Annotated in this window: 20 protein-coding genes and 4 tRNA genes; 14 read left to right on the plus strand and 10 right to left on the minus strand. The window is 50.7% G+C overall.

All coding sequences use genetic code 11. From position 1 onward, the window contains the following. Positions 1–35: 35 nt before the first annotated feature. The 3 genes from ARCH_RS02280 to ARCH_RS02290 form a co-directional block, all read right to left on the minus strand. Positions 36–108: transfer RNA gene (locus ARCH_RS02280), tRNA-Lys, on the minus strand. 63 nt (positions 109–171) lie between these two features. Next, positions 172–244 (minus strand) — tRNA-Lys (locus ARCH_RS02285). Positions 245–347: 103 nt separating this feature from the next. Continuing rightward, positions 348–965, minus strand: a complete 618-nt coding sequence (locus ARCH_RS02290) for an N-acetyltransferase (RefSeq protein ID WP_013169697.1) — start codon at positions 963–965, stop codon at positions 348–350. A gap of 219 nt (positions 966–1,184) precedes the next feature. Between ARCH_RS02290 and ARCH_RS02295 the strand changes: the two genes are divergently transcribed. Together ARCH_RS02295 and ARCH_RS02300 are read left to right on the plus strand one after the other, a co-directional pair. Next, on the plus strand, positions 1,185–2,114 hold the full coding sequence (locus tag ARCH_RS02295; RefSeq protein WP_041640677.1) for an ATP-grasp domain-containing protein: 930 nt from the start codon (positions 1,185–1,187) through the stop codon (positions 2,112–2,114). Positions 2,115–2,310: 196 nt separating this feature from the next. After that, positions 2,311–2,385, plus strand: a tRNA-His gene (locus ARCH_RS02300). A 270-nt stretch (positions 2,386–2,655) separates the two neighbouring features. Here ARCH_RS02300 and orn read toward each other — a convergent pair. Both orn and ARCH_RS02310 read right to left on the minus strand, forming a co-directional pair. Beyond that, positions 2,656–3,312: an oligoribonuclease gene (orn, locus tag ARCH_RS02305; protein ID WP_013169699.1), complete on the minus strand. Its 657-nt coding sequence runs from the start codon at positions 3,310–3,312 to the stop codon at positions 2,656–2,658. A 47-nt stretch (positions 3,313–3,359) separates the two neighbouring features. Further along, a tRNA-Arg gene (locus ARCH_RS02310) sits at positions 3,360–3,432 on the minus strand. Between the two features lie 125 nt (positions 3,433–3,557). Between ARCH_RS02310 and ARCH_RS02315 the strand changes: the two genes are divergently transcribed. The 10 genes from ARCH_RS02315 to ARCH_RS02360 all read left to right on the plus strand — a co-directional run bounded on the left by ARCH_RS02315 (position 3,558) and on the right by ARCH_RS02360 (position 17,523). Then, entirely contained in the window at positions 3,558–5,111 is a 1,554-nt protein-coding gene (locus tag ARCH_RS02315) for a GTPase (RefSeq protein ID WP_187286515.1), read from the plus strand. Positions 5,112–5,140: 29 nt separating this feature from the next. Further along, entirely contained in the window at positions 5,141–6,604 is a 1,464-nt protein-coding gene (locus ARCH_RS02320; protein ID WP_049765797.1) for a GTP-binding protein, read from the plus strand. 134 nt (positions 6,605–6,738) lie between these two features. Continuing rightward, positions 6,739–7,299 (plus strand): single-stranded DNA-binding protein, encoded by a 561-nt coding sequence (locus ARCH_RS09255; protein ID WP_013169702.1) that lies wholly within the window; start codon positions 6,739–6,741, stop codon positions 7,297–7,299. A gap of 93 nt (positions 7,300–7,392) precedes the next feature. Then, positions 7,393–9,075, plus strand: a complete 1,683-nt coding sequence (gene ettA / locus ARCH_RS02330; protein WP_013169703.1) for an energy-dependent translational throttle protein EttA — start codon at positions 7,393–7,395, stop codon at positions 9,073–9,075. Between the two features lie 131 nt (positions 9,076–9,206). After that, positions 9,207–10,853, plus strand: a complete 1,647-nt coding sequence (locus ARCH_RS02335) for an alpha/beta hydrolase (RefSeq protein ID WP_013169704.1) — start codon at positions 9,207–9,209, stop codon at positions 10,851–10,853. Between the two features lie 520 nt (positions 10,854–11,373). Further along, on the plus strand, positions 11,374–11,871 hold the full coding sequence (locus tag ARCH_RS02340) for a hypothetical protein (RefSeq protein ID WP_145961619.1): 498 nt from the start codon (positions 11,374–11,376) through the stop codon (positions 11,869–11,871). After that, complete coding sequence (locus tag ARCH_RS02345) at positions 11,864–12,457, plus strand: transcriptional regulator (RefSeq protein ID WP_013169705.1); 594 nt, start codon at positions 11,864–11,866, stop codon at positions 12,455–12,457. The genes ARCH_RS02340 and ARCH_RS02345 overlap by 8 nt, the downstream gene beginning before the upstream one ends. Positions 12,458–13,466: 1,009 nt before the next feature. After that, entirely contained in the window at positions 13,467–13,844 is a 378-nt protein-coding gene (locus ARCH_RS09570) for an HNH endonuclease (RefSeq protein ID WP_013169706.1), read from the plus strand. A gap of 353 nt (positions 13,845–14,197) precedes the next feature. Further along, positions 14,198–14,509, plus strand: coding sequence for a type I 3-dehydroquinate dehydratase (locus ARCH_RS09575; protein WP_081440740.1), 312 nt, complete (start codon positions 14,198–14,200; stop codon positions 14,507–14,509). A 392-nt stretch (positions 14,510–14,901) separates the two neighbouring features. After that, positions 14,902–17,523, plus strand: coding sequence for a SpaA isopeptide-forming pilin-related protein (locus tag ARCH_RS02360; protein ID WP_013169707.1), 2,622 nt, complete (start codon positions 14,902–14,904; stop codon positions 17,521–17,523). A gap of 370 nt (positions 17,524–17,893) precedes the next feature. Here the strand turns inward: ARCH_RS02360 and ARCH_RS02365 are convergent, their stop codons facing one another. From ARCH_RS02365 to ARCH_RS02385, 4 genes are all read right to left on the minus strand, one after another. After that, on the minus strand, positions 17,894–18,313 hold the full coding sequence (locus ARCH_RS02365; protein WP_013169708.1) for a hypothetical protein: 420 nt from the start codon (positions 18,311–18,313) through the stop codon (positions 17,894–17,896). Positions 18,314–19,261: 948 nt separating this feature from the next. After that, complete coding sequence (locus tag ARCH_RS02375; protein WP_013169709.1) at positions 19,262–19,651, minus strand: GNAT family N-acetyltransferase; 390 nt, start codon at positions 19,649–19,651, stop codon at positions 19,262–19,264. A gap of 275 nt (positions 19,652–19,926) precedes the next feature. Further along, a complete protein-coding gene (locus ARCH_RS09260) occupies positions 19,927–20,349 on the minus strand; it encodes a Panacea domain-containing protein (protein WP_013169710.1) in 423 nt (140 codons plus the stop codon). A 71-nt stretch (positions 20,350–20,420) separates the two neighbouring features. Next, positions 20,421–20,936, minus strand: a complete 516-nt coding sequence (locus ARCH_RS02385; protein WP_013169711.1) for an NUDIX domain-containing protein — start codon at positions 20,934–20,936, stop codon at positions 20,421–20,423. Positions 20,937–21,102: 166 nt separating this feature from the next. Between ARCH_RS02385 and ARCH_RS02390 the strand changes: the two genes are divergently transcribed. Beyond that, entirely contained in the window at positions 21,103–21,363 is a 261-nt protein-coding gene (locus ARCH_RS02390; RefSeq protein ID WP_013169712.1) for a type II toxin-antitoxin system RelB/DinJ family antitoxin, read from the plus strand. After that, complete coding sequence (locus ARCH_RS09585) at positions 21,353–21,622, plus strand: Txe/YoeB family addiction module toxin (RefSeq protein ID WP_013169713.1); 270 nt, start codon at positions 21,353–21,355, stop codon at positions 21,620–21,622. The genes ARCH_RS02390 and ARCH_RS09585 overlap by 11 nt, the downstream gene beginning before the upstream one ends. 117 nt (positions 21,623–21,739) lie before the next feature. Here the strand turns inward: ARCH_RS09585 and ARCH_RS02395 are convergent, their stop codons facing one another. Further along, positions 21,740–22,639 (minus strand): acyl-CoA thioesterase, encoded by a 900-nt coding sequence (locus tag ARCH_RS02395; RefSeq protein ID WP_013169714.1) that lies wholly within the window; start codon positions 22,637–22,639, stop codon positions 21,740–21,742. Between the last annotated feature and the right edge of the window lie 33 nt (positions 22,640–22,672).

The raw sequence follows: 22,672 nt of genomic DNA on the forward strand, positions 1-22,672 counted from the left end.
GCAGGTTAGTTAAAACCTGCGGATCTTTTCTATTGTACACCGCCTGGGACTTGAACCCAGAACCCTCTGATTAAGAGTCAGATGCTCTGCCAGTTGAGCTAGCGGTGCTCATCAAGAATTTTCATTCCTGAGAGTCAAAATCCTCCGATAATATCTAAGAATTTTTCTCCGTACACCGCCTGGGACTTGAACCCAGAACCCTCTGATTAAGAGTCAGATGCTCTGCCAGTTGAGCTAGCGGTGCGCAACAGGTAATACTGTAGCGCGTCCGCATCACCTTGGGCAAATTATTTACATCAAATTTTAGTGTGATCACGCGCACCCTATTGCGGTAGTGTGCAAAAGAATCAGATCGTCCGAATCAAGTAACCTGAATCCTCCGTAAAGCCGAGCTTAGAGAAGTATGCAGGATCCGCAGTTTCAGCTGGGCTGATACGAACTTCAGAAATTCCCGCCTTGGCGAACATCGTGATGTGTGTATATATGTAGCGGCCAGGGCCAAGATCACGGAAACGAGGAGTCACATAATCAATCACGATAGAGCCAACAGATCCCTGCTGAGACATGGCAAACAATCCAACGATCTCATCCTCATGCATGATGAACTGGACGTAAGTTCCCTCCAGCTTGCTGGCGGAAAAATGAGGGTAGCTAGTTGCGATATCCGCAGCATTGCGGGAAATGAAATGCTGAACTAGAGCATCTGACGGTGAAGCGGCAACGACGGCGTAACCACGCTCCGTCGTCGTCCCCTTACGCGAAAGGCGCGCAATCCAATACGCATCGATACCAACAATCACGCCATTCATCGCGGCGTAAGGCCAAATTCCGAAATAAATATTGTAAATCGTTGCAATCAAGGAACCAGAAAGGTTCAGGATACGGAAGCGCCATACGCTCGGAACCCATAGCGAAACAACCACGAGAACCGAACCAGCCCAGCCGAAAATTTCCCACCAATTCATATAAAACCCCTTGCAGATAAAACGGAAAATACCGGTATAGAAATACTCCTCAAGTTTACCGGCAAACGTGGTGAATATGGTAACTGTCACCGAAGTAAGGCGAACTTAAAGGAGAACGGTTAGACTAGATGCGATTAGGCATTTTTGGGAAACCTCAAGATGAAAACTCTCCAAAATAGCCATAAAGAACCAAAACCTGTGAAAGAAAAGGCGGTAAGTGTGTCTGCACCAATCGTGACTCTGGCAACCTCGGAAGAACTTCCGAACCTAGATACTGACGAGCGGAACCTGCCGGACGCCCTCCGTGAACGTGGTCTAGAACCTCGTATTGCTGTCTGGAATGATCCGTCTGTGAACTGGGAAGAAGCCGGAACGGTTATCATTCGTTCCGTCCGCGACTACGCAAAATATCGCGACGAATTCCTCCAGTGGTCTGCATCGCTCCCGCGCGTGCTCAACTCGGCTCCAACCATCGCCTGGAACTCTGACAAGCACTACCTTAAAGCCCTCGAAAAATATGGCCTGCCAACCATTCCAACCATGTGGCTTGAACCGGAACAAGGCCTGTCCAAGCAACAAATTCACTCCCGTTTCCCAGCAGCTGGCGATTTCGTTGTGAAGCCAGCCGTGGCATCCGGTGGCCGTGGAACCGGCCGCTACTCGGCAATCGACGCTCAGCAGCGTGGCGAAGCTGTTGAACACGCCATGTATGAACTCTCCCGCGGGCGCACCGTTATGGTGCAACGCTACCTGGAAGAAATTGACCGCCAGGGAGAAACCTCGCTGGTCTACCTCAACGGCCTCCCGGCCTATCAGGTAGAGAAGGAAGCAATGCTTCACCCGCGCTTCCGTAGTGCACGTGAAGCCGGAGTGGTTGAAGAAGTTGTTCGCGCATCACACGCCACCGAAGAAACCTGGCGTTGGGGTGAACGCATCCGCAAGGCCCTGCACAGTCACATTAAAGACGTGAACGGCAAGGACGAACTGCTACTGTTCAACCGCGTAGATATTGTTCGCGGTGATGAAAGCTCCAAAGAAGAATTCTATGTTGTAGAAATCTCCCTCATCGACGGCTCGCTCTACCTCAGCCAGAGCGAAGCTAACCTCAACATGTTCGCTGACGCCATTCAGATGCGCGTTGACATGTGATAGAGGCGGGAGCTGTTTTTTGGGGGACTGGTTCTGGCGGGCGTGCGTGCCAAATCGTAAGAGTTGTAGGGGAAAAATTACTGCCCTTGCAAAGCCGAGCTAGTTCGTGATCGTAATCACGCACCAAATGCTCTCAAATAATTAGCGCTGGAGCAAGAAAATCTGTATAGTTTTTCTTCGTTGCAGCGCAATAATGGTGGCTGTAGCTCAGTGGTAGAGCACCTGGTTGTGGTCCAGGGGGTCGCGGGTTCAAGCCCCGTCAGCCACCCCACCAGATTCCCGCGATATTTCGGTATCGCGGGAATTTTTTATGGTTAGAACTGATGGCGATCCTGAATTGGATCTTGTTTTGGCCTTTACCCCCCTGGTTTTGGCCTTTACCCCTTAGTTTTGGTTCTAAAAAAGCGCCCTAGTGAACAGCGAGGCCATATACGGCACTCTTGATCACCAGGGCGCTTTTTGGTGCTGGCTTTAGATGCTGGGAAGCTTCTTCGAAGTGCGAAACCAGCAAAACCTGAGGAACTGGCAGAATCAGCGGAAATTACAGGGCGTCGTGGGCGCGCTGTGCCCGATCGACTGTTAAATCAGCTTTAATCTGTGCGGCCTTTTCCTTTGCCTCATCGGTGGAAGGCCCATCGTCTTCTGGCCAGAGCACACTGCGGTAGTAGCGCAGTTCGTCAATCGAATCGTAGATATCACCAAGTGCCTGGTGGTTGCCGGTCTTTTCCGGGGCAGCAAAGTAGGCACGCGGGAACCAACGCTTCGCTAGTTCTTTAATCGAAGAGACGTCAACAATCCGGTAGTGAAGGTGGTCCACCAAAGTTGGCATATCGCGAGCTAAAAATGTGCGATCAGTTCCTACAGAATTACCGCCAAGTGGAGCCTTCCGAATTTCAGGAACGAAACGTTTAATGTAATCGATGCATTGTTTTTCAGCGTCTTCGATTGTTGTTCCAGTTTCCCAGCGTTTAATCAGGCCAGTGGTGGTGTGCATATTGCGAACGAAGGAATCCATGTTCGCAGCCGCTTCTTCAGGTGGCTTGATAACAATATCGAGTCCGTTATCAAGTGGGTTAAGCTCGGCATCTGTGACAACGATTGCGATCTCAACGAGCGCATCCTTCTCTAGATCCAAGCCGGTCATTTCACAATCGATCCAAACGATTGGCGTATTTTGGGCAGAAAAATTACTCACCATCTAAGGATACCAAGCCAGACGGCGAAGCGGTTATACAGATATTTCAGTACCCCGATCGGGACTCGAACCCGAAACCTACAGATTAGAAGTCTGTTGCTCTATCCATTGAGCTATCGAGGCGCACGCACAGAATCTTACACGAAACTTTTACTTTTACGACATCGCTTTTGTTTTAGGAGGGTCACAGAATGACTTTTTTACGTGTTGATACCGAAAATATTGGTGAAATACGCTCTAATGGAAGAGTGACTTCCGACGTTTTTTCTCGCAATACTCTTGCCGACCTTGTTCAACGCACTATCGATGCCCTTCGTGATGCATCTTTACCGCTGGAGATGCCGGGTTCTTTTGCAATGGAAGAATCGCGCCGACAGTTGTTAACTCAGCTAGAGTCTCGTATTTTGCCTCATGTTCGTGCGCGGCGTTTGCCTACGGTGATTGTGTTTGGCGGTTCATCTGGCGCAGGAAAATCTACGCTTGTGAATTCGCTTGTGCGTGCCAACGTGTCTGAAGCTTCGGTATTGCGCCCAACAACGCGAGTCCCGATGGTGCTGACTCACCCCGACGATGCTTCTGCGATGGAAGATCACGCGTTGTTGCAGATGGGGGATCAGGCGTTGGTTCCTTCTGCGATTCCTGGGGTTGTGATTGTGGATGCTCCTGATTTGGATTCGATTGATGATTCGAACCGTGAGTTGTCTGCACGTTTGTTGGATGCGGCAGATTTGTGGGTTTTTGTGACGACGGCGGCGCGCTATGGTGATGCCTTAGCATGGAACACGCTCAAAGACGCTCACAATCGGGGTATAACGTGTGCGGTTGTTCTTGACCGTGTATCTGATCGGGTGTTACAGAATGTGCGTGCGGATTTGGCACGCCGAATGCGGGATTTGGGCTTGCAGGACGCTCCTTTATTTGTTGTTCCTGATCAGGGAGCGCATGAAGGGCTATTGCCGGAAGAATGCGTGGTTGGGCTCCGATCTTGGTTGGAAACGATTGCTGAAACTCGTATGGGGGAATCGTTGATCGAACGTACTACGCGTGCAACTCTCCCTGGTCTGCGTGGAAGCCTGTTGACTTTGGCAGATGCGCTTGAGGTGCAAGAGCATGCGCGCCAAGATTTGAAAGATAAAGCGATTGAAAGTGCGCAGGTTCCTTTGGAGAAGTTGCGTACAAACATCACTCATGGCCGCTTTGGACAAGGGGCTCCAACAGCATCTTGGCTATCGTTTGCGTCTACGGGTGGTGTTCTTGCCGGGATGGTAACGCGTTCGCGGCCTCGTTTTTTTGATCGGCACCGGGTGGCGCGTGATAACGCCACTACGGCAACGTTTGATGTGCTGTATACAGCTGTGAAGGTTGCTCTCACCCAAGCTTTGGTTACAGCAAGCCATAATGCTGAAGATGCGTGGATGAAGGACATCGTCAATACTGAAGATCTTTTGGCGCGTGTGCGTACTGTAATGGATACGGATGCGATTGTTGAGCATGCCGCAACCGCGTGGAAGAACGATCTTTCGCAGGTGGCTGTGAAGGTTCATGATAATCCTTGGCTTTCTGAATCTGGTGTGGCGGCGTTGCTTGGCTGTGCCGCGGGTGGAATTTCAGGTGCTGTTTCTGCCGCGCGTTCAGCAGGTTTAGAAGCGCGAGTTCAAGATGTTCGAGTAGCCTTGCTGGAACGTGTGGACCAAGCGTTAACTGAATTGACGGATATTTTTGTTGATGCTGCTGATAGTGTTCACATGTCTGATGCCGCCACGTTGCGGTTGCGGGCAAGTGAATACTTGGCACATTCATGAGGTAACGAACGAGGGAAGAAAGATACGTGATGAACGAACGCCAATCACAGCGCCTGCAAGGCGCAGAAGCTGTTGCTACCCGTTTGAAGAATCTCCAAGAGGCAGTAGCTGCAGGCGGGCAGTTCTTTGATCCTTTCGTTTCTGCCCGAGCACAAGATGATCTGAGCCGTACGCAGGAACGGATGAACTTAGGCCTTGACGTGACTGTTGTTGCACTTGTGGGTGGTACTGGTTCGGGTAAATCCTCTCTGTTCAACGCGATTACAGGTTTAGAATTTGCAGATTCTGGTGATATCCGGCCCACAACGGAACGTGCAGCCGCATGTGTTTACGGGGTGGATGCTACGGCTCTCCTGGACTACCTTGCAGTTGATCATGATCGCCGGATTAACCACACATCGGAACTTAACGAAGGTGTTTCAACTTTCGAACGGCTTGTTCTTGTTGATCTGCCAGATCATGATTCGATCGCAGTGAAGCATTCCTTGGAAGTTGCCAGACTTTTGCCGATGATTGATGTTCTTATCTGGGTACTTGATCCGCAGAAATATGCAGATCAGGTTCTTCACGCGTCCTATCTAGAACAGTTGTCCGATCGTTCAGATGCCATGGTTGTGGTGATTAATCAGATTGATACGGTACGTAAATCGCATCGTGACCTGCTGATTAACGATGTGCGCGCATTGCTTGCCAAAGATGGCCTACCTGATGTACCGATCGTGACCACCTCTGCGCTTCTTGGAGACGGAATAGAGGTGTTACGCGATACGATCAGGACTGCCATGGATAAGCCATCCATCGCAGCTACCACGGCAGCCGCAGAGTTGGATGCGATTGGCCGCCGTTTGCGGGTTAACGTTGGCAACGAAGAATCTGATCTCCGCGGTAAAGAACGCGATGATATGATCTCACGAATCGCTGGTGCTAGTGGTGTTGGAGCGGCCACGGAATCTATCCGTAACGCTGGCCAATCACTATTAGCTACTGCATACGTCCAACCTGAAAAGCTCGGCCAATCCATGTCTGTTGCCATCCGTGATAGCTGGATTAATACGGTGCGGCGCGGATTACCATACATTTGGCAGCAGGCAGCTGAATCGTGCGTGGCAAGCGCCGAACGAATTCGTAACTCCACGGGAGTAGCAGTACGATCCATTGAACCTCCTCAGATCGTACGCACGAAGGCCTGGATTTTATCCGCTATTGCTGTGCTTGTATCTGCTACAGGAATAACACTGGGTGCGATCGGGCTTCCGTACACGTCAATCGTGTGGCGCCTGGGGATGATTCTTTCCGGCTTACTTATCGGTGGCGCTCTCTACGCATACGCCACGATTGATTTACGGTGGCAAGCCGAACAACTGGCAACCCAATATGAACATGATGTACACCAAGCCCTTTCTGCTGTGGTAGACGAAGAAATGGTGGAGGCCCCTGCGGAGGTTTTAATCAAGCATAAGACCACACGCATTGCCTTGGAAACCTTCACGTGATGTGAGAAAAGTTTGTCCACAAGTCACCTGAAAAACAGGGTTTTCCACAGATTTTAAAAGCGCACTGCAACGTCGTCGTTCTCCCTCCCACAATGGAAACGTAAGGTAAAAACGTCTCTTTGAAGGGAGATACCATGTCCAACGAAACAACAATTACGATCAGGGGTTTTGCAGGCGGGCAGCCAACCGTATTCACAAACTCGGTAGATAGTGAATCGGGGGAGGTAACCACACATCGCACCGCAGTGTTGCGGGTGGGCGTGACGCCGCGCTACTACGTCAAATCGCAAGGCGAGTTTCGCGACGGCCCAACCAGCTGGTATGCGGTGCGAACGTACGGAAGTCTTGCGGCGAATGTCGCAAGTTGCGTTGGGAAGGGAACTCCGGTGCTCGTGCGTGGCAGGCTCAGTGTGCGCGAATATCAAGATAAACAGGGAATTTCGCGGTCTGAAAATGTGATTATCGCAGATAGTCTGGGAATTGATTTAAGTACCGGTACCGCCGCGTTTACGAAAGTTTCCAACGTGCCATTACCGCGAGTCCCAGGGGAGCCCACGATTTATCAGGGGCCGGTGGACGACGACGTCGAGCGTCAGTTCGCAACTGGAGTTGACGATGAACTGACGGCGATGGATCATGAGCCAGGCGAAGAAAGCGACGATCCGGCTGGAGTGCTTGATGCGGTTATGGCGTGAGCAAAAAGGTAGCAGAATTGTTGAGCCTAAGGGATAAAGTCGATTAAGGTTGATGGTGGTTAACCAGTTCCATTTGCTAGCTATTGGAGAAACGTGGCTGAGTTTATTTACAATATGGTGCGTGCCCGCAAGAAAGTCGGGGACAAGCTGATTCTTGACGACGTTACGATGTCGTTCTACCCAGGTGCCAAGATTGGTATGGTCGGCCCTAACGGTGCCGGAAAATCCACAATCTTGAAGATTATGGCAGGGCTTGATGAACCGTCTAACGGTGAGGCACGCCTGAGCGCAGGCTACTCCGTTGGCATTTTGATGCAGGAGCCACCACTCAACGAAGAAAAAACCGTTCTGGAAAACGTGCAGGAAGGCGTTGGAGATCTGATCTCCAAGGTTCACCGTTTCAATGAAATCGGTATGGAAATGGCTGAACCAGATGCCGATTTCGATGCTCTCATGGAAGAAATGGGTACGCTTCAGACTGAAATCGATGCTGCCAACGGCTGGGATATTGATGCCCAGCTAGAGCAGGCAATGGAAGCACTCCAGTGCCCGCCAGCTGACAGCCCAGTCAACGTGCTTTCCGGTGGTGAACGCCGCCGTGTTGCACTGTGTAAGCTACTTCTGGAAGCACCAGATCTGTTGCTTCTTGATGAACCTACCAACCACCTGGATGCTGAATCCGTGTTGTGGCTGGAACAGCACTTGGCTAAGTACCCAGGCGCCGTTATCGCCGTTACCCACGATCGTTACTTCCTCGATCACGTTGCTCAGTGGATTGCTGAAGTGGATCGCGGCCACCTGTACCCATACGAAGGCAACTACTCCACCTACTTGGAGAAGAAGCAGGAACGTTTGGAAGTTCAGGGCAAGAAGGACGCGAAGCTCAAGAAGCGCCTTGCGGAAGAACTCGATTGGGTTCGTTCGTCGGCTAAGGGCCGCCAAGCTAAGTCGAAAGCTCGTTTGGCTCGCTACGAAGAAATGGCTGCGGAAGCCGATCGCACCCGTAAGTTGGACTTCGAAGAAATCCAGATTCCACCAGGGCCACGCCTCGGTAACGTTGTGTTGGAAGCCAAGGATATTAAGAAGGGCTTCGGGGAGCGAGTGCTCATCGATAACCTTTCCTTCACCTTGCCACGTAACGGTATTGTGGGCATTATCGGCCCGAACGGTGTTGGTAAAACAACGCTGTTTAAAACCATCGTTGGTTTGGAACCACTAGACGAAGGCAGCTTGAAGATCGGTGAAACCGTGAAGCTCTCCTACGTTGATCAGAACCGTGGCGGTATCGATCCGGAAAAGACTCTTTGGGAAGTAGTCTCTGACGGCCTCGATTACATCCAGGTTGGCAACGTTGAAATGCCGTCGCGCGCCTACGTTTCTGCGTTCGGCTTCAAGGGTGCCGATCAGCAGAAGAAGGCCGGCGTTCTTTCCGGCGGTGAACGCAACCGTTTGAACCTTGCGTTGACTCTCAAGCAAGGCGGAAACTTGATCCTTCTTGACGAACCTACCAACGATTTGGACGTGGAAACTTTGAGCTCGCTGGAAAACGCGCTCCTTGATTTCGCCGGCTGCTCCGTGGTTATCACCCACGATCGTTGGTTCCTTGATCGTGTGGCAACGCACATCTTGGCCTACGAAGGTACCGAAGAGAACCCATCCAACTGGTACTGGTTCGAAGGTAACTTCGAAGCATACGAAAAGAACAAGATCGCACGTTTGGGTGAAGACGCTGCTCGCCCAGGAGCATCCACCTATCGCAAGTTGACTCGTGGCTAAATCATCGGCTAAGAACTGAACCGTAATTTAGAGCTAAGAAAGTTCAATAAATCTGGGGAGAGCAGAGCCTCACACGCTCTGCTCTCCCCAGATACTTTTCCCCTGCACTGTGTGCGAGTATCATCAGCACTATGAAAAGCAATCGACGTATATTGGCCCTGGTAACAGCCTCAATCGCTAACGTAGCATTGGCACTCGCTGGTTGTACGGACGCAACTCCACCACCGGCGTCGAACAACAAAACAGGAACGGAAACTTCCGAACTTACCGGGCCACACGCGGATCCAAACCGGAAACTCGCACCGGTGAGCCACGAAATTACTCACGATGGCAAGGTGCGCGTGACACAACTGGACGTCGGTAATGTGAAGATGAACGGGTTCGTGGCACCGGTGCGTGGGGTACTTGTGACTCCAGAGGGTACACCCGAAGCAGGCAAGGCCGCTCCACTCATCCTATTTTCCCATCTACGCGCACCAAACTGTGCCGATGCCATGTTTGCTTTTCCGTGTAAAGGCAAAAAAGAAGGAACGCGTTTCGATCAAGGCATGGCTTACTTCGGGGAGGCACTTGCCGAACGTGGATATGCCGTACTCATCCCGGACCTCACGCCGTTATGGGTGAGTGGCGACGAATCGAAACCGTATTCGCAAAAAGATATGTGGACTGCGATTGTGAAGAAGTTGCGCGATCGAATTGCCGCTGGGGCGTCTGGATCAAAAGATCTAGGATCGGATTACAAAGCTACACTCGACTTTGACCAGGTAGGTCTGGTATTCCACTCACGTTCCGCAATGATGGTTGATGCCGCCCAACATCTTTTCGGGAAAGATAAACTTATGTCAGCCATGGGATACGGTGGATCATACAACGCTAAAGATATTACAGACATCGATCCAGCAGGCCCTGATATGCCAACATTCCTTGTCAATGGTGATGAAGATGGAGACGTGGAGCGGGCCGCTAACTGGTGGCTAACCGAACATGTTCAACAAAAGCGGAAAACACCGATCGTCAGTGTTCAAATCCCCGGATACGGCCACATGTTCATCAATCGCCAGCTACAAACTAAAGAAGCTGATGACCGCAAAGCATGTAGTGTCATAGCATGCCCAAGCTCAGCTGACCACGAAAAGCTCCTAATCAACTCAGCCATCGATTGGTTCGATGCAACCATTCGTGGCGCAGAAACTTCCATTCCGTTAAAGGCACACGCCCCAATACCAGCTACATACGCCGGAACTGACGTCCGCTGGCTTGTTGCAACGCAAGGGGAAAACGTGACGCGGATACCGGCGTCGTCCTTCACTGGAATACCCGGAAAAGAAGCGACTCTATGTGGCCATGTGGATCCAATGGTTCCCACAGAACGCAAAGATATATGCCCAGAACCTGAAAACGGTGTGATAACACCAGTTTCTCAGCTGATGCATACCACGGGAGCACACGCGGATACTCATATTGATAACGCCCAAGAAGTTGCGCTACACATCCTACCCGCAGGGCACGATGCGCAAGGAGCTGGCCCCATTGTAACCCTCACTCTCACTCTGGCGAACGGGCAACAATGGAGCAAGGAACTTTCCGCAATTGATCCGGCAGTGGGGAAGGCGCTCGCTAGTATGAAAACCGAAGCAAGCAACGGCGAGTACTTGATCTCCACGATTCGCGTGCCGTTGCCAGCAGACGTGTTCAAAGGCGTAGCGGTAACCGGCGTGAGCATCGAATCACGTGGTGTGCCGGTGGAGATGCGCGGCGTGGATGTTGTGGGGGAGTGACCACAAGAATCAAAAAACATTGATTTTTAACGAGGGGGACGTTCTTCGTGTGGAGGAGGAGATAGGGTAGTTCTCAAGTGCAAGGTCAGATTAGCGCGGTAAAGAAGTTAAGGTAACGGTTATCAGAAAAGTTGCATAAAATTTTTATTCGAGTTGAAGCCGTGTGTTTCAACGTGTGCGCTAGAAGAATGGTGCATCCTGTTTTCAGGAAGTTTTTGTGAATATAGGGACCCTGAATCTACTTACCAGGACGAACGGGAATGGCGTACGATCAATATAAGGTTTTCCTCTTTTAAGCACAAAAATGAGAGTTGCTGGTGTTGCTATGACCGATAATCTAGAACGAGTTTATCGCGATGAAAACCAGGAATTTGCGGAATCACCAAGTAGCGCATCTGGAAGACTTTTAGAGTTAGATATTCCGGAATAAATCATTAGAGAAGCTCTAGAAGCAGGTGAATTGGCGGGTAAAAATATAAATTCCTTCTACCCCAAGACTGCTGCTGGTTTAGCTAGATGGATGGAAACGATGGCGGTCGCAAGACAAAATTTAGTTCAGCTAGGAAACGAAACTTGGTCGATTAAAGATGAAAAACTGAAACCGTTGCTCGAGAATAAAAAGCGCGGAATCATCTTAAGTTTTGTAGCTGGAACGTCTGAGACTGGATTAAATGGGGCGGATCTTGAGCAGGGTCCCAATGCGCGGCGGAAGCAAGGACCAGTTAGTAGTGAACTTTATTCTACGCAAGAACCGATTGTCGGTATTGATGAGCAACTGCAGATTGTAAGCATCGGGCTAGATGATTCATTCGATGTGTGGGTGCTACTTTACTATCGAGATGAAGATGAGATCCGCGCAGAAATTTCTCTCCCTGAAGGCGTAGCAGCCGGAAGATTTACAGGTTGGAAAGAGCGGATTATCCTTGAACCTTGTCGGTTCGAGTACGAAGAAAATACGAAACCAATCGATGTCGGTGGCGGAGATATCGAATTCGAAATTATTCCGCTAGGTGACTGAATTGTTGTTAGCAGAACGAATCACTTTGGCTCGTCAGTTACGTACGTTATCTAAAACTGACTTTGCTAAGTCGATTGATGTTACTTTGCGAACGGCTACTAACTACGAACGTTCTGGGGCTCCTCTTAACAAGCTCACGATGATTGCGAGCACGTTGAATTTCCCAGAGAAGTTTTTCTTAGGGGAGTTGCTTCCGGAATTAGACCGTCACAGTGTTGAATTTCGTTCGTATCGTGGTACGCCGGCAAAAGAAAGAAAAGCCAGCCTTGCCCATGCAAAATTAGGCATTGGACTAATGACATGGATCAAGAGTAAATTCTCGCTTCCTTCTCTGGGTATTCCTTCATTTAATGGTTTTGCAACGGAGTTTCTATTTCCTCGTGTGGCGCAGTATGAATATTGCGTTAAGAATCCGGATCTAAAACAGATTATGACGTATAAGGGTGCGTTTGGTTTGTCGGCCTTTGCTACAGTTCATGCGTTGCATAGGTCCGGGCTTTTGACTGATTGGGCGTATCGAAAGATGTGCGTTGAGTTGAGCAGACAAGGGCTCAAATCCGCAGAACCAGAGAGTCGGATGAGTTAGAGAAGTCACGCGTCTTTTCCGTTGTTCTGGATTCTCTTGTCAGTAGAAAGACTGGGTTTCGTACTATCGCTGATGCGATGAGTTTTCCACTTAGCAGCGTTCATTCACTGATGATGGCCGATTTGAATACGGTTGAAGGGAATTGTGAGCAGGGTTTGGTTTCGCTTCCTATAACGACGACGATCGAGACCTCGTCTTCGATAACAGGTCTACATGTTGTAAAGTAGAACCTCGCATGTAATGGAATAGAGTGTGGATTCAACGTGGAAGTCCTAAGAAAAATAGAAGTGTTCTACTATAATTTTCTAGAACAGAAATCTGGTAGCGTTATTTAGAATGTTATCTGTATCTGAACCTCCTTTAATCGGAGAGATACTCGGGAAGAAATCTCCCGAACGGACAGGAGACCGCACAGTGATCCGTGATGCACGCGAGCACAACGAAACAGTCACTCCCAACGACTTTTAAATTGAACGGATCTGCTCTGCACTGCCGGAGTATTTCGACAAGAATGGCGCATTCATGTTCGACCAGTTCCAAGAGAGCCTCACGAAAGGTGACGTTAGCGTTACTAAGGAAGGGTACGAGCTCAAATTCCTTGGAAAATCATATGCGACGTACTTGACTTCGACGGAAACTCAAACGGTTGTGGTGCCAGATCTTGCGCATAACGGTCAGCTGGAAGGATTCGGAGAACCTCTATATCGTCGGTGCCAACCTCGACGCGCTCAAACATCTCCTTGGCTCATATAAGGAGGCAGGTGAAGTGTATTTATATCGAAACAAAGACGTCAAAAATGATAAAAGCCGCGTGAGCCCTTGAACCCCTGTTGAGCAGGGGTTTTGTCGTTTCTGGGGTTGTTCGTTGGCTCGCTGGAGGTCCGGTGATCTGGTGCTCGTTGCCATGACGTCCGCGCGGTAGGTGCGCGTTTCGACCTAAGGGGGTCTGTGCGAGTGTGAACTAGCCCCCGGAACTTGGGGCTTCACCATGTCCGGGAAGGAGCCAGCGATGCCGGTCAAACCAGTGTCCCCGTGCTCCCATCCCGGCTGCCCTGAGCTCACCCACGAACGCTACTGCGAGCAGCACGCGAAGACGGAAGACGCGCGGTATCGTAAGTATCAGCGTGACCCGAAGATCAACCGTCGCTACGGCTCCCGGTGGCGCAAGATTCGTGCCGCCTACGTCGTCGCCCATCCGCTTTGCGAAGACTGCCTTGAAGCTGGTCGCTACACACCCGTGCAGGAAGTCCACCACGTTCTCCCGCTCGAACACGGCGGAACCCACAACTTTGAGAACCTGCGAAGCCTGTACAAACCCTGCCACTCGCGCCAGAGCGCGCTCGATGATGACCGATGGTGGCAAGAACCTCGGGTCTACACGTATTGACGAGCCCACACGTTGGCTGCTGTCGCCGCGAAGGTGCGGAACCTCAAAGTTGCTCAACTGCGTGGCTTTTGCCGAACACGCGGCAACGTCGAAAGCGTGATGCGGGGGTTGGGGGGCTCCCGATCTCTACAAGTGTTGGGAAGGTCAGCGTGCGGGGCCAACCGCGCGCAAAGTCCCCGAATCAAACAGGGTATTGACCTCTGTCCTCACCTTTTCTGCGCCCAGGGGCGCGTTTCGGCCTCCCGCTGAATCGGTTGCGGACGGGGCTGAAATGTCGCAGATGGAGGTGCATGCCGGAAGCATTGAACTGGGTGGAGAGCGGGCAGCTGTTATCGTGCCCTTGATGGGCAAGAATGCATCCGAGCTTGCGCACAAAGCCCGCACCGTTGCGGGCAGTGGCGCTCGCGGTCTTGGAGGCCAAGGCGGCGGATCTGCTTGACGTGGAGTATAGCTTGGAGCAACCTCGCCGGGTGGTGTTGAGCGCTTTCGAAGCGGGGGTTCCGGTAGTGTTATCAAGCCATGATTTTCGGGTGACGCCAGGTGCCGACGAGATTGTTGCTAGCTTGCGTCAGATGCAAGGTGAACTGCTGGAGTGGTTTGAACAGTTCCTTGATGGAGCTGATGAGAATGCGACTGTTCGTAGTCGCGGCGCCGGCTACGTTTAGCTTCTTGGGCGAGGTTTCCGCGCCGGGGCAGGTTGGGTTGGACGCGCTGGTGGAGTTTGATCAGGCAACGGGTTGTTTATCCGCAGATTAGGACCTAAATCTTCTATTTCTCGCTTTGGCGGAGTCGGGTGAATGAGCGGGCCATGGTATCGCACGGTGCGGCTTTGATGGTCAGGTGTGGGATATGTCAGAAAGGTGAATCTAGCTGTTAGATTAGGTATCTTCGTAGGATAGAATATTTGAATCACTGGAGCTTTCTATCCTTGGCACTAGGACCAAGTTTGGGTGTTTTAGCATCTAAGTGGGGTCTAAGTTGATACGTCTGTTTTCTCTTTGTGAGAAAGCGTTAGCTTCGATGTTCTTAGAGTGATAACTTTAGATAAGGGGAAAAGATGGATTTCCACCGAACGCTTCCGCAGGGTAGCGTTTTGAAAAGGCTGAACAGCGGTAGCGCATTTTTGGCGCTGTTCGTGGTTCTAGCCATGGTACTGTCCACTGCGGTAGCGGCGTGGGCGCAGGATGATAAGCAGGTTTTTGAAGGTTCAATGACCGAGCATGGCTCTAATCATTTCCAGGTGCGGCCACAGCAGGGAGGGGACTGGGAGCCCGCCTATTGCATGAACGTTCATCGTGCTCGTCCCACGGCGCTGGGGCAGGAGGGAGCGGGCGGCCTTCCGCAGTTCAAGAAGTCTGATGACCCATCCAACCTGGGGATTTTCACTGAAAAAAAGGGCGCGGAGCTTACGCAAAAGCTTTTGGCTTTGATGTGGGTTGGCTATCCCAATGACGCGACGGGAGCCATTAAGAATGGCGATCTGACTAAAGAACAGTTGCGAAATGCTACGCAGAATGCGATTTGGCGTCTGACTGACGGTTACGACGGTGCGAGTCATTTGGATAGAGACACGCTCAAGGCTTACAAGGTAATGATTGGCCAAAGCGAGTCCGAGACGTTGTCTTTTGGTACGAAATTCGAGCTAAAGTCAGTTCCTGAGGGTTCTAGGCTAAATGTTTACCTACCTACCAACAACGTTACTCCGCCGGCCGAATATACCCAGTGGCAAAACCTGTTGAGCAGCCAGTTTGTTGACAAGAATGATAAGCCGATCTCGCCGAAGCCGAATAATCCTAACGAGCCAGGAGATGGCGAGTTTAAAGTTAACTTTGGGAAGCTAGATAAAGATACGAAGACGTTCGTTGCTGGAGCGAAGCTGCAGTTGCGACCCCAGCGCAATAGCTCCACTATTAATGGGAAAGCAGGGGATTTCGCTTGGGATAGTAAGGATGTGGCGGAGGAAATTAAGATGTCGCCCGGTGAGTATCTGCTGAGGGAACTCCAAGCACCCCAAAACTACAAGCCTATTAAAAAGCCGAACCTCCCGATCGCGCGGGTTGATGTTGCCGACGACGGCAGCGTAACTGTTCATACTGAAGGCGATTCGGTGGTCCTCGAAGGTAGCACAGTTAAGATTTTCAACGAGAGCCTTACTCCTGCTCCTAAGTCTTTTGATGTGGTGATTTCTAAGACTGATGTTGCTGGTAAGGAGATTGCTGGGGCCAAGATTGAGGTTTGGTCTACTGGTGATGATGCTAAGAAGCTAGAGTCGTGGACTTCGGTTGCGGGTGAGTCTAAGAAGATTAAGCTTGCTGCTGGTAAGTATGTGTTTAAGGAAACTGTTGCGCCTGAGGGCTTTAAGGTGGTTTCTGATATCACGTTCAGTGTTGATGCTAATGGCAATGTGACCACGACTGATGTGCAGCAAACGGTTAATGGTAAGCAGGTTGCTAGTGCTGCTGGTAACAAGCTAACTGTTATCAACGAGACTAAGGCTCCTAAGTCTTTTGATGTGGTGATTTCTAAGACTGATGTTGCTGGTAAGGAGATTGCTGGGGCCAAGATTGAGGTTTGGTCTACTGGTGATGATGCTAAGAAGCTAGAGTCGTGGACTTCGGTTGCGGGTGAGTCTAAGAAGATTAAGCTTGCTGCTGGTAAGTATGTGTTTAAGGAAACTGTTGCGCCTGAGGGCTTTAAGGTGGTTTCTGATATCACGTTCAGTGTTGATGCTAATGGCAATGTGACCACGACTGATGTGCAGCAAACGGTTAATGGTAAGCAGGTTGCTAGTGCTGCTGGTAACAAGCTAACTGTTATCAACGAGACTAAGGCTCCTAAGTCTTTTGATGTGGTGATTTCTAAGACTGATGTTGCTGGTAAGGAGATTGCTGGGGCCAAGATTGAGGTTTGGTCTACTGGTGATGATGCTAAGAAGCTAGAGTCGTGGACTTCGGTTGCGGGTGAGTCTAAGAAGATTAAGCTTGCTGCTGGTAAGTATGTGTTTAAGGAAACTGTTGCGCCTGAGGGCTTTAAGGTGGTTTCTGATATCACGTTCAGTGTTGATGCTAATGGCAATGTGACCACGACTGATGTGCAGCAAACGGTTAATGGTAAGCAGGTTGCTAGTGCTGCTGGTAACAAGCTAACTGTTATCAACGAGACTAAGGCTCCTAAGTCTTTTGATGTGGTGATTTCTAAGACTGATGTTGCTGGTAAGGAGATTGCTGGGGCCAAGATTGAGGTTTGGTCTACTGGTGATGATGCTAAGAAGCTAGAGTCGTGGACTTCGGTTGCGGGTGAGTCTAAGAAGATTAAGCTTGCTGCTGGTAGGTATGTGTTTAAGGAAACTGTTGCGCCTGAGGGCTTTAAGGTGGTTTCTGATATCACGTTCAGTGTTGATGCTAATGGCAATGTGACCACGACTGATGTGCAGCAAACGGTTAATGGTAAGCAGGTTGCTAGTGCTGCTGGTAACAAGCTAACTGTTATCAACGAGACTGAGAAGACCGATGTGAACCCGGATACGTCTTCTACTTCTGGGTCTTCGGCGCCGTCCAAGCCGCAGGCTGGTAAGAAGCCTTTGGCAACAACGGGCGCTCAGGTGGGCACGCTTACGCTGCTGGCCGGTGCGCTGATGGCTGGTGGCGTCGTCCTAGTTTCTCGCCGTAAGAGGAGCTAAACCCTAAAGTTTGGTTCGCTTACTGAAAGCGATCCAGGTTGTTGAGCTGCAGGGTAGTGATGCACAAATGTGCATCACTACCCTGCAGCTCAATTTTGACTAGTAGTAGCACGGTTGAGCTAGGGCGGGGCTAGTAGTTGCGCGGTTTACTAATGATGGGCTGGTAGCGGCGCGACTGACCTAGGACGGGTGCGGGATGGGTGCCGGAATTGACAGCTGTAAGGCCGCATGGTTTACGTGCTGTCTCAGGTTATGCTCAGTAGTAGATTGTTGTTTCGGGTTGTTAGGGCCGGCGCTTATCGCCCTACCTGTTTGAGGTTTTGACTGCAGGTGGTACAAACCAGGCGGTGGTGCCGGATGTGAGCTTGTTTTATTCTTCTCGTTCAGCGGTGGAAAATATTTGCGGCGGCCCGGTGCGGAGAGCGGTTTCGGCGCCGGGTAGGGCCCATTTGCGTGTAGAGTCTGAACGTAGCAGGAGCTCATTTTCTACGGGCACGAACACGTCTTCGTTTGAAGTGTTGAATACGCATATGATGTTGTCGCTGGTGAACACTCCAACCCCCGGAGCCTGCCATTCCAGGCCGCTCACCCACGCGAGGTTAGCGTTGCCCAAATCGTATTTCTCGCGTAGGCGTAGCGCAAGCTGCGTGTGGGCTAGTCGGCGTTCTTCGATGGAGTTGATCGGCGGGAGGGCGCGTACCGCTACCCACCCCTTGAATGTGACATGCCCGCCACAGAATCCGAAGGGCAGATAGATGGCTCCGGGCAGGGAAGCCAGGATAATGCGCATTGAGGAGCACCTCGTGGAAGACATCTTGGTGGACAACATGCTGGTGCAAGCCGCAGGCAGTAGCTCTAAAGCTGGCCGTCTCGTGGCACACGGCCTGTCAATGGACTTTAAGCAGGCCCGCCGTGCGCGAAACATCCCCAGAAACCTGTGCCTGAAGATGTGGCCGCCAAGAACGCGAGGCTACGTCGTATCACCAGCTACGCGACACTAACGAACTGCTGAAGGCTGCCTCAGCTTTTTTCGCGTCACAACCAGGCCACGTTAAGACATGATCCGGTTTATCGATGGGTACCGGGAGTATTTTCTTTGTCGAGTTTATCTGTAAGACGGTGAAGCATAACCGGGCTGGTGGGCTCACCTTGCGTGGGTATCAGGCTCGTGGTTTACGTGCTCGCCGCCTTCGCGTGTGGCTGTGCTGTTTAAACGCATGAGTGCTGTTCATCGAGATAATGACGGTGTCTAGGGTGTGTGGAACATGTGGCATGCTCTTTGCCGTGAGGGAATATCGGTTGTGAACAAATTGTGGGTGGCTAACATTTACGTATGTGCGCACGAAGAACGGCTTTGTGGACGCCGCGTTTGTCACCGACGTTTACTCCCGACACATCGTTGGGTGGGCGTTATCAGATTCCATGCCAAAGCTTTGCCGCTGCAAGCTCTCAACCAACTGATCGTGTGTGCTAAGGAAACAAGTCTCATTCACCATTGGGATCACGGGTCGCAGTATCAGCGTTGTCTACAACGAGCTCATCCATACTCGCAGGCGGGATGACGTCGAGGTAGAAATCGCGACATTCGAGTCGGTGTCCTGGTAGAACGAGACTAGAGTCCACCACAGCTTAGGCTACCGAACCCCGATCGAGGCAGAAACCGAATCTTAGAAGCAGAACCCGCCACAGAAAATACTAGAAATCAAAACAAAAGCCTAAGAACAAAACCCGGAGCACTTCAGTTTAAGCGTTCAGCTATCTTTAGAAGCGCAGAGGCTTTCATGACGAGCCTTCGGGTATCGCTGGGGACTCGTCTGAAACCAAAATGCTCATAGAAACTTACGAGGTTATCTAATAAAGCATCGACCACGAGCAAACTATATGCTGCAATCTTGTGTGCGGTGATCGCATGAAGGAAGACTTCGCGCATGAGTGCTTTTCCACAGTTGTCAACGGTTTCATCGCGTCCCATCCATGCCAAGAGCAGTCCGGTGCTCTGCCCAGCAGAATTGGAATTTGCTGATTTTTGTAAGCTTTTCGAAAATGACTGCACTTCGATAACGATCATTTTGAAAGAAAAGAAGGCAACTACCTGCTTATTATCGGCTACACACTTTCGTACGAACACGGCCCATTTTTTGTTGTGCCAGTGAATTCGTTTTAAATCATTTGTCCACTTCAAGTGAACCGGAGCGAAAAGAAGTCAAGGCGTGAGCCGAATTGACTTCCTCAATATTAGCCCAAGGCTGGTTCATGCGAGTGCTTCCAGAGCGGTGGCAGCTAAAGCGTCGTCGTCTAACGTGTCGAGAAAATCTTCGTCTACAAGGAGAGCATCGGGGTGAATAACCCGTTCGTTACAGGGAACTTTGTAAGCGAAGAATTTAAGTATTTCGTTGTCGGGAATCAGGACGTGCCGAGTGTTCGGGACGTAATTATCCTTCCACGGATCTTGATCGTGAGTAAGCTTGCGAAGGTAACTTGCAGAGTAATCCGAATAAAGATCCCAGAGTTGCTTGACGAAATCTTTGACATCTTGGGGCAGGTCACAAGGCACAAAGGGCGGTGGTTGACGATGACTTCGCGGCCGTACTCTCGGAACATCGGGAAGACTGCTTTGATTACTGGCCCGTGTTCGAATGCTTCTACATCACTATCCATGAGTCGATATCCTGTTACAGCAAGGTAATGAGCTTGAGCTAGGTAAAGCAACTTATGGAGCTTCATCTGCGTAACATCAGAATCTTCACGCTGTGTATCAAGGTGGAGGATATAGTTTGCTACTGACGCAGGGTCAACGTTGTGAGAAACGTCTGGACTTAGAATCATGTTTATTTCCCCTCCTCATTCTTGATGTGTTCCGAGACTTCAAGTATATCGGGCATGTCAAAAGATCGGCGTTACAGCATCTCCTTTGCCCGCTGCAGCACCGGCAGTTCCCGATTGGCGATTAGTCGGCCCAGCTGCGTGGTCGCGCAGCGTTCGTATTCCGCCACCGCGTCGTCGAATTTGAGTTTGAGCGTGGAGAGGTGGAAGTCGTCGATTTCGGCTTTCGTCAGGTGTTTCGCGCCTGTGCCGGTGATTTTGCACAGGAAATAGTTATTGATGTTGTGTCTGTGGATGAGGTTGTAGAAATCGCTCACTACACCGATTTTGCAGAGAACATCGACCTCCGCACCCAGTTCTTCCTTCAGCTCGCGTTTGATTGCAGTATCGAGGTTTTCTTCAGGTTCGACGCCGCCGCCAGCAGTTTCGATGATAGTCGCCTTTCCGAAATCGTCGTCGCGTTCGACTCTCACGAAATGGAAGTATCCATCATCATCAATAACGATTGCTCTGGCAATGTCCCGATCGTGGTCAATGAATTCACACGTCCATTCGTTGTCAGTTAATTCAAGGAAAAGTTCTGAGTTCATGAGGGTTCCTGCTGGGTTAGATCTAAAAATTATTGGTTAAGTTTGGTACTCGGTAAGGGAGTAAGCTTGGTAAATAGGGCAATAGTGTAATTTCAATGTATTTACATCTCAATTACAATTGATTATAATAATAGAAATATTGTAGGTGATAGACGAAAGGGAAGCTATGGTAACGACAACGATTAATCTCCGTATTGATCAAGAAGTGAAAAGCGATATGGAAGCGGTGTGCAAAGAATTAGGGATGAATATGACAACCGCCTTTACGATTTTTGCTAAAAAGATGGGGCGCGAAGGGCGTATTCCATTCGAAGTTTCGATCGATCCTTTTTATAGCAAGGAAAATCTTGCGCACTTACGCCGCTCCATAGCTTCCTTAGAATCGGGCCGGGGCGTTGCGCACGAGTTAGTTGATGATGGTGAATAAGATTTGGGCTCCCGAAGCATGGGACGATTATGTGTGGTGGCAAACCCAGGATCGTAAAACCTTGAAGCGAATAAATAGTCTAATTAAAGATATTGAGCGTGGTTCCATGTATGAGGGGATTGGTAAGCCAGAACCTTTGAGGGGAGAGTTGTCGGGATTCTGGTCAAGGCGAATTGATGATAAAAATCGTCTTGTTTATCGTGTACGTGATGGGCATATCGAAATCGCTTCATGTAGATCACATTATGGTGCTAGATAGGCGTTCACGACGATCTGTGGTCTAAAAATATTACGTGCAGATGCGTTAAGCGGCACTAACGATTGCGCGCAGCCGCGTCGTCGTTCCTAAAAACGCCGCCCAAAAACAACCGAAACTTTACCCAACAAGGCGGGAACGGGTCATGCCTTCTTGCGCCATGGTGGCAATGTGTGTGCCGTGCTGGAAGAACTTCGCTACAGCCAAACCGCGCCCACCTTGTGCGGAAGGCGAATCGAGTTCGGCCAAAACCCAATCGGACATGTCCACGTCACGGTGCCACCAAATCGCATGGTCCAAGGTAGCCAGCGAAATGTCGGGACTTAACCAAAACATCCCATGCATACGCATCACCGGCTCCAGCATGAACTGATCGGTAGCGTACGCAAGCATCGCCCGGTGCAAAAGCTGTGACGAACCCGCAGGCATTTCCCCGCGAATCTTGAACCAAATCAACGTGTGGCCATCGCGCTTCGCGGCGGGACGTACCCAAATGGGACCGTCAACGTGACGCATGTCGATAGCGCTGGTGGTATGCATGTGCTTCGACGCCGGGTGATCGAAATTCGCGAAGAACTCAACGGAAGATTCCAACGTTTCTGGATCCGGAGCGCACGGAACCTCAGAAGCGTGCTCAACCCCAGGCTGCCGCTCTTGGAATGACGCGCGGCAGGAAAGAATGGTCTTCCCGAACTGGGAGGCGTGTACACGCCGCGTCGAAAACGAACGTGAATCGTTCACTTCTTCCACGTCGAACGAAATTGGTTCCTTCTGATCCCCGGGGCGCATAAACGCGGCCGTAATCGAATGAATGTCCCGATCAGGATACGAATCCATCACGCTCGCCCACGCGGCCATCACTGCCTGCCCGAACACTTGGCCGCCATACACGCGCCCGTTGAACTGTGAAAGATTCGTGCCAACGTAACTCCCCGGTTCGCGCACCTCTAAACGCAACGTACGCAAAATGGACGCGAGCGGTTCTTCCGAACTTGCTGGGACTGGGAGATAGATTGGCATGGGGTTCTCCGTAAAAAGTTGTGGCGAGTAGGT

Origin of the sequence: Arcanobacterium haemolyticum DSM 20595 (genome assembly GCF_000092365.1) — a bacterium.
Taxonomy (GTDB): domain Bacteria; phylum Actinomycetota; class Actinomycetes; order Actinomycetales; family Actinomycetaceae; genus Arcanobacterium; species Arcanobacterium haemolyticum.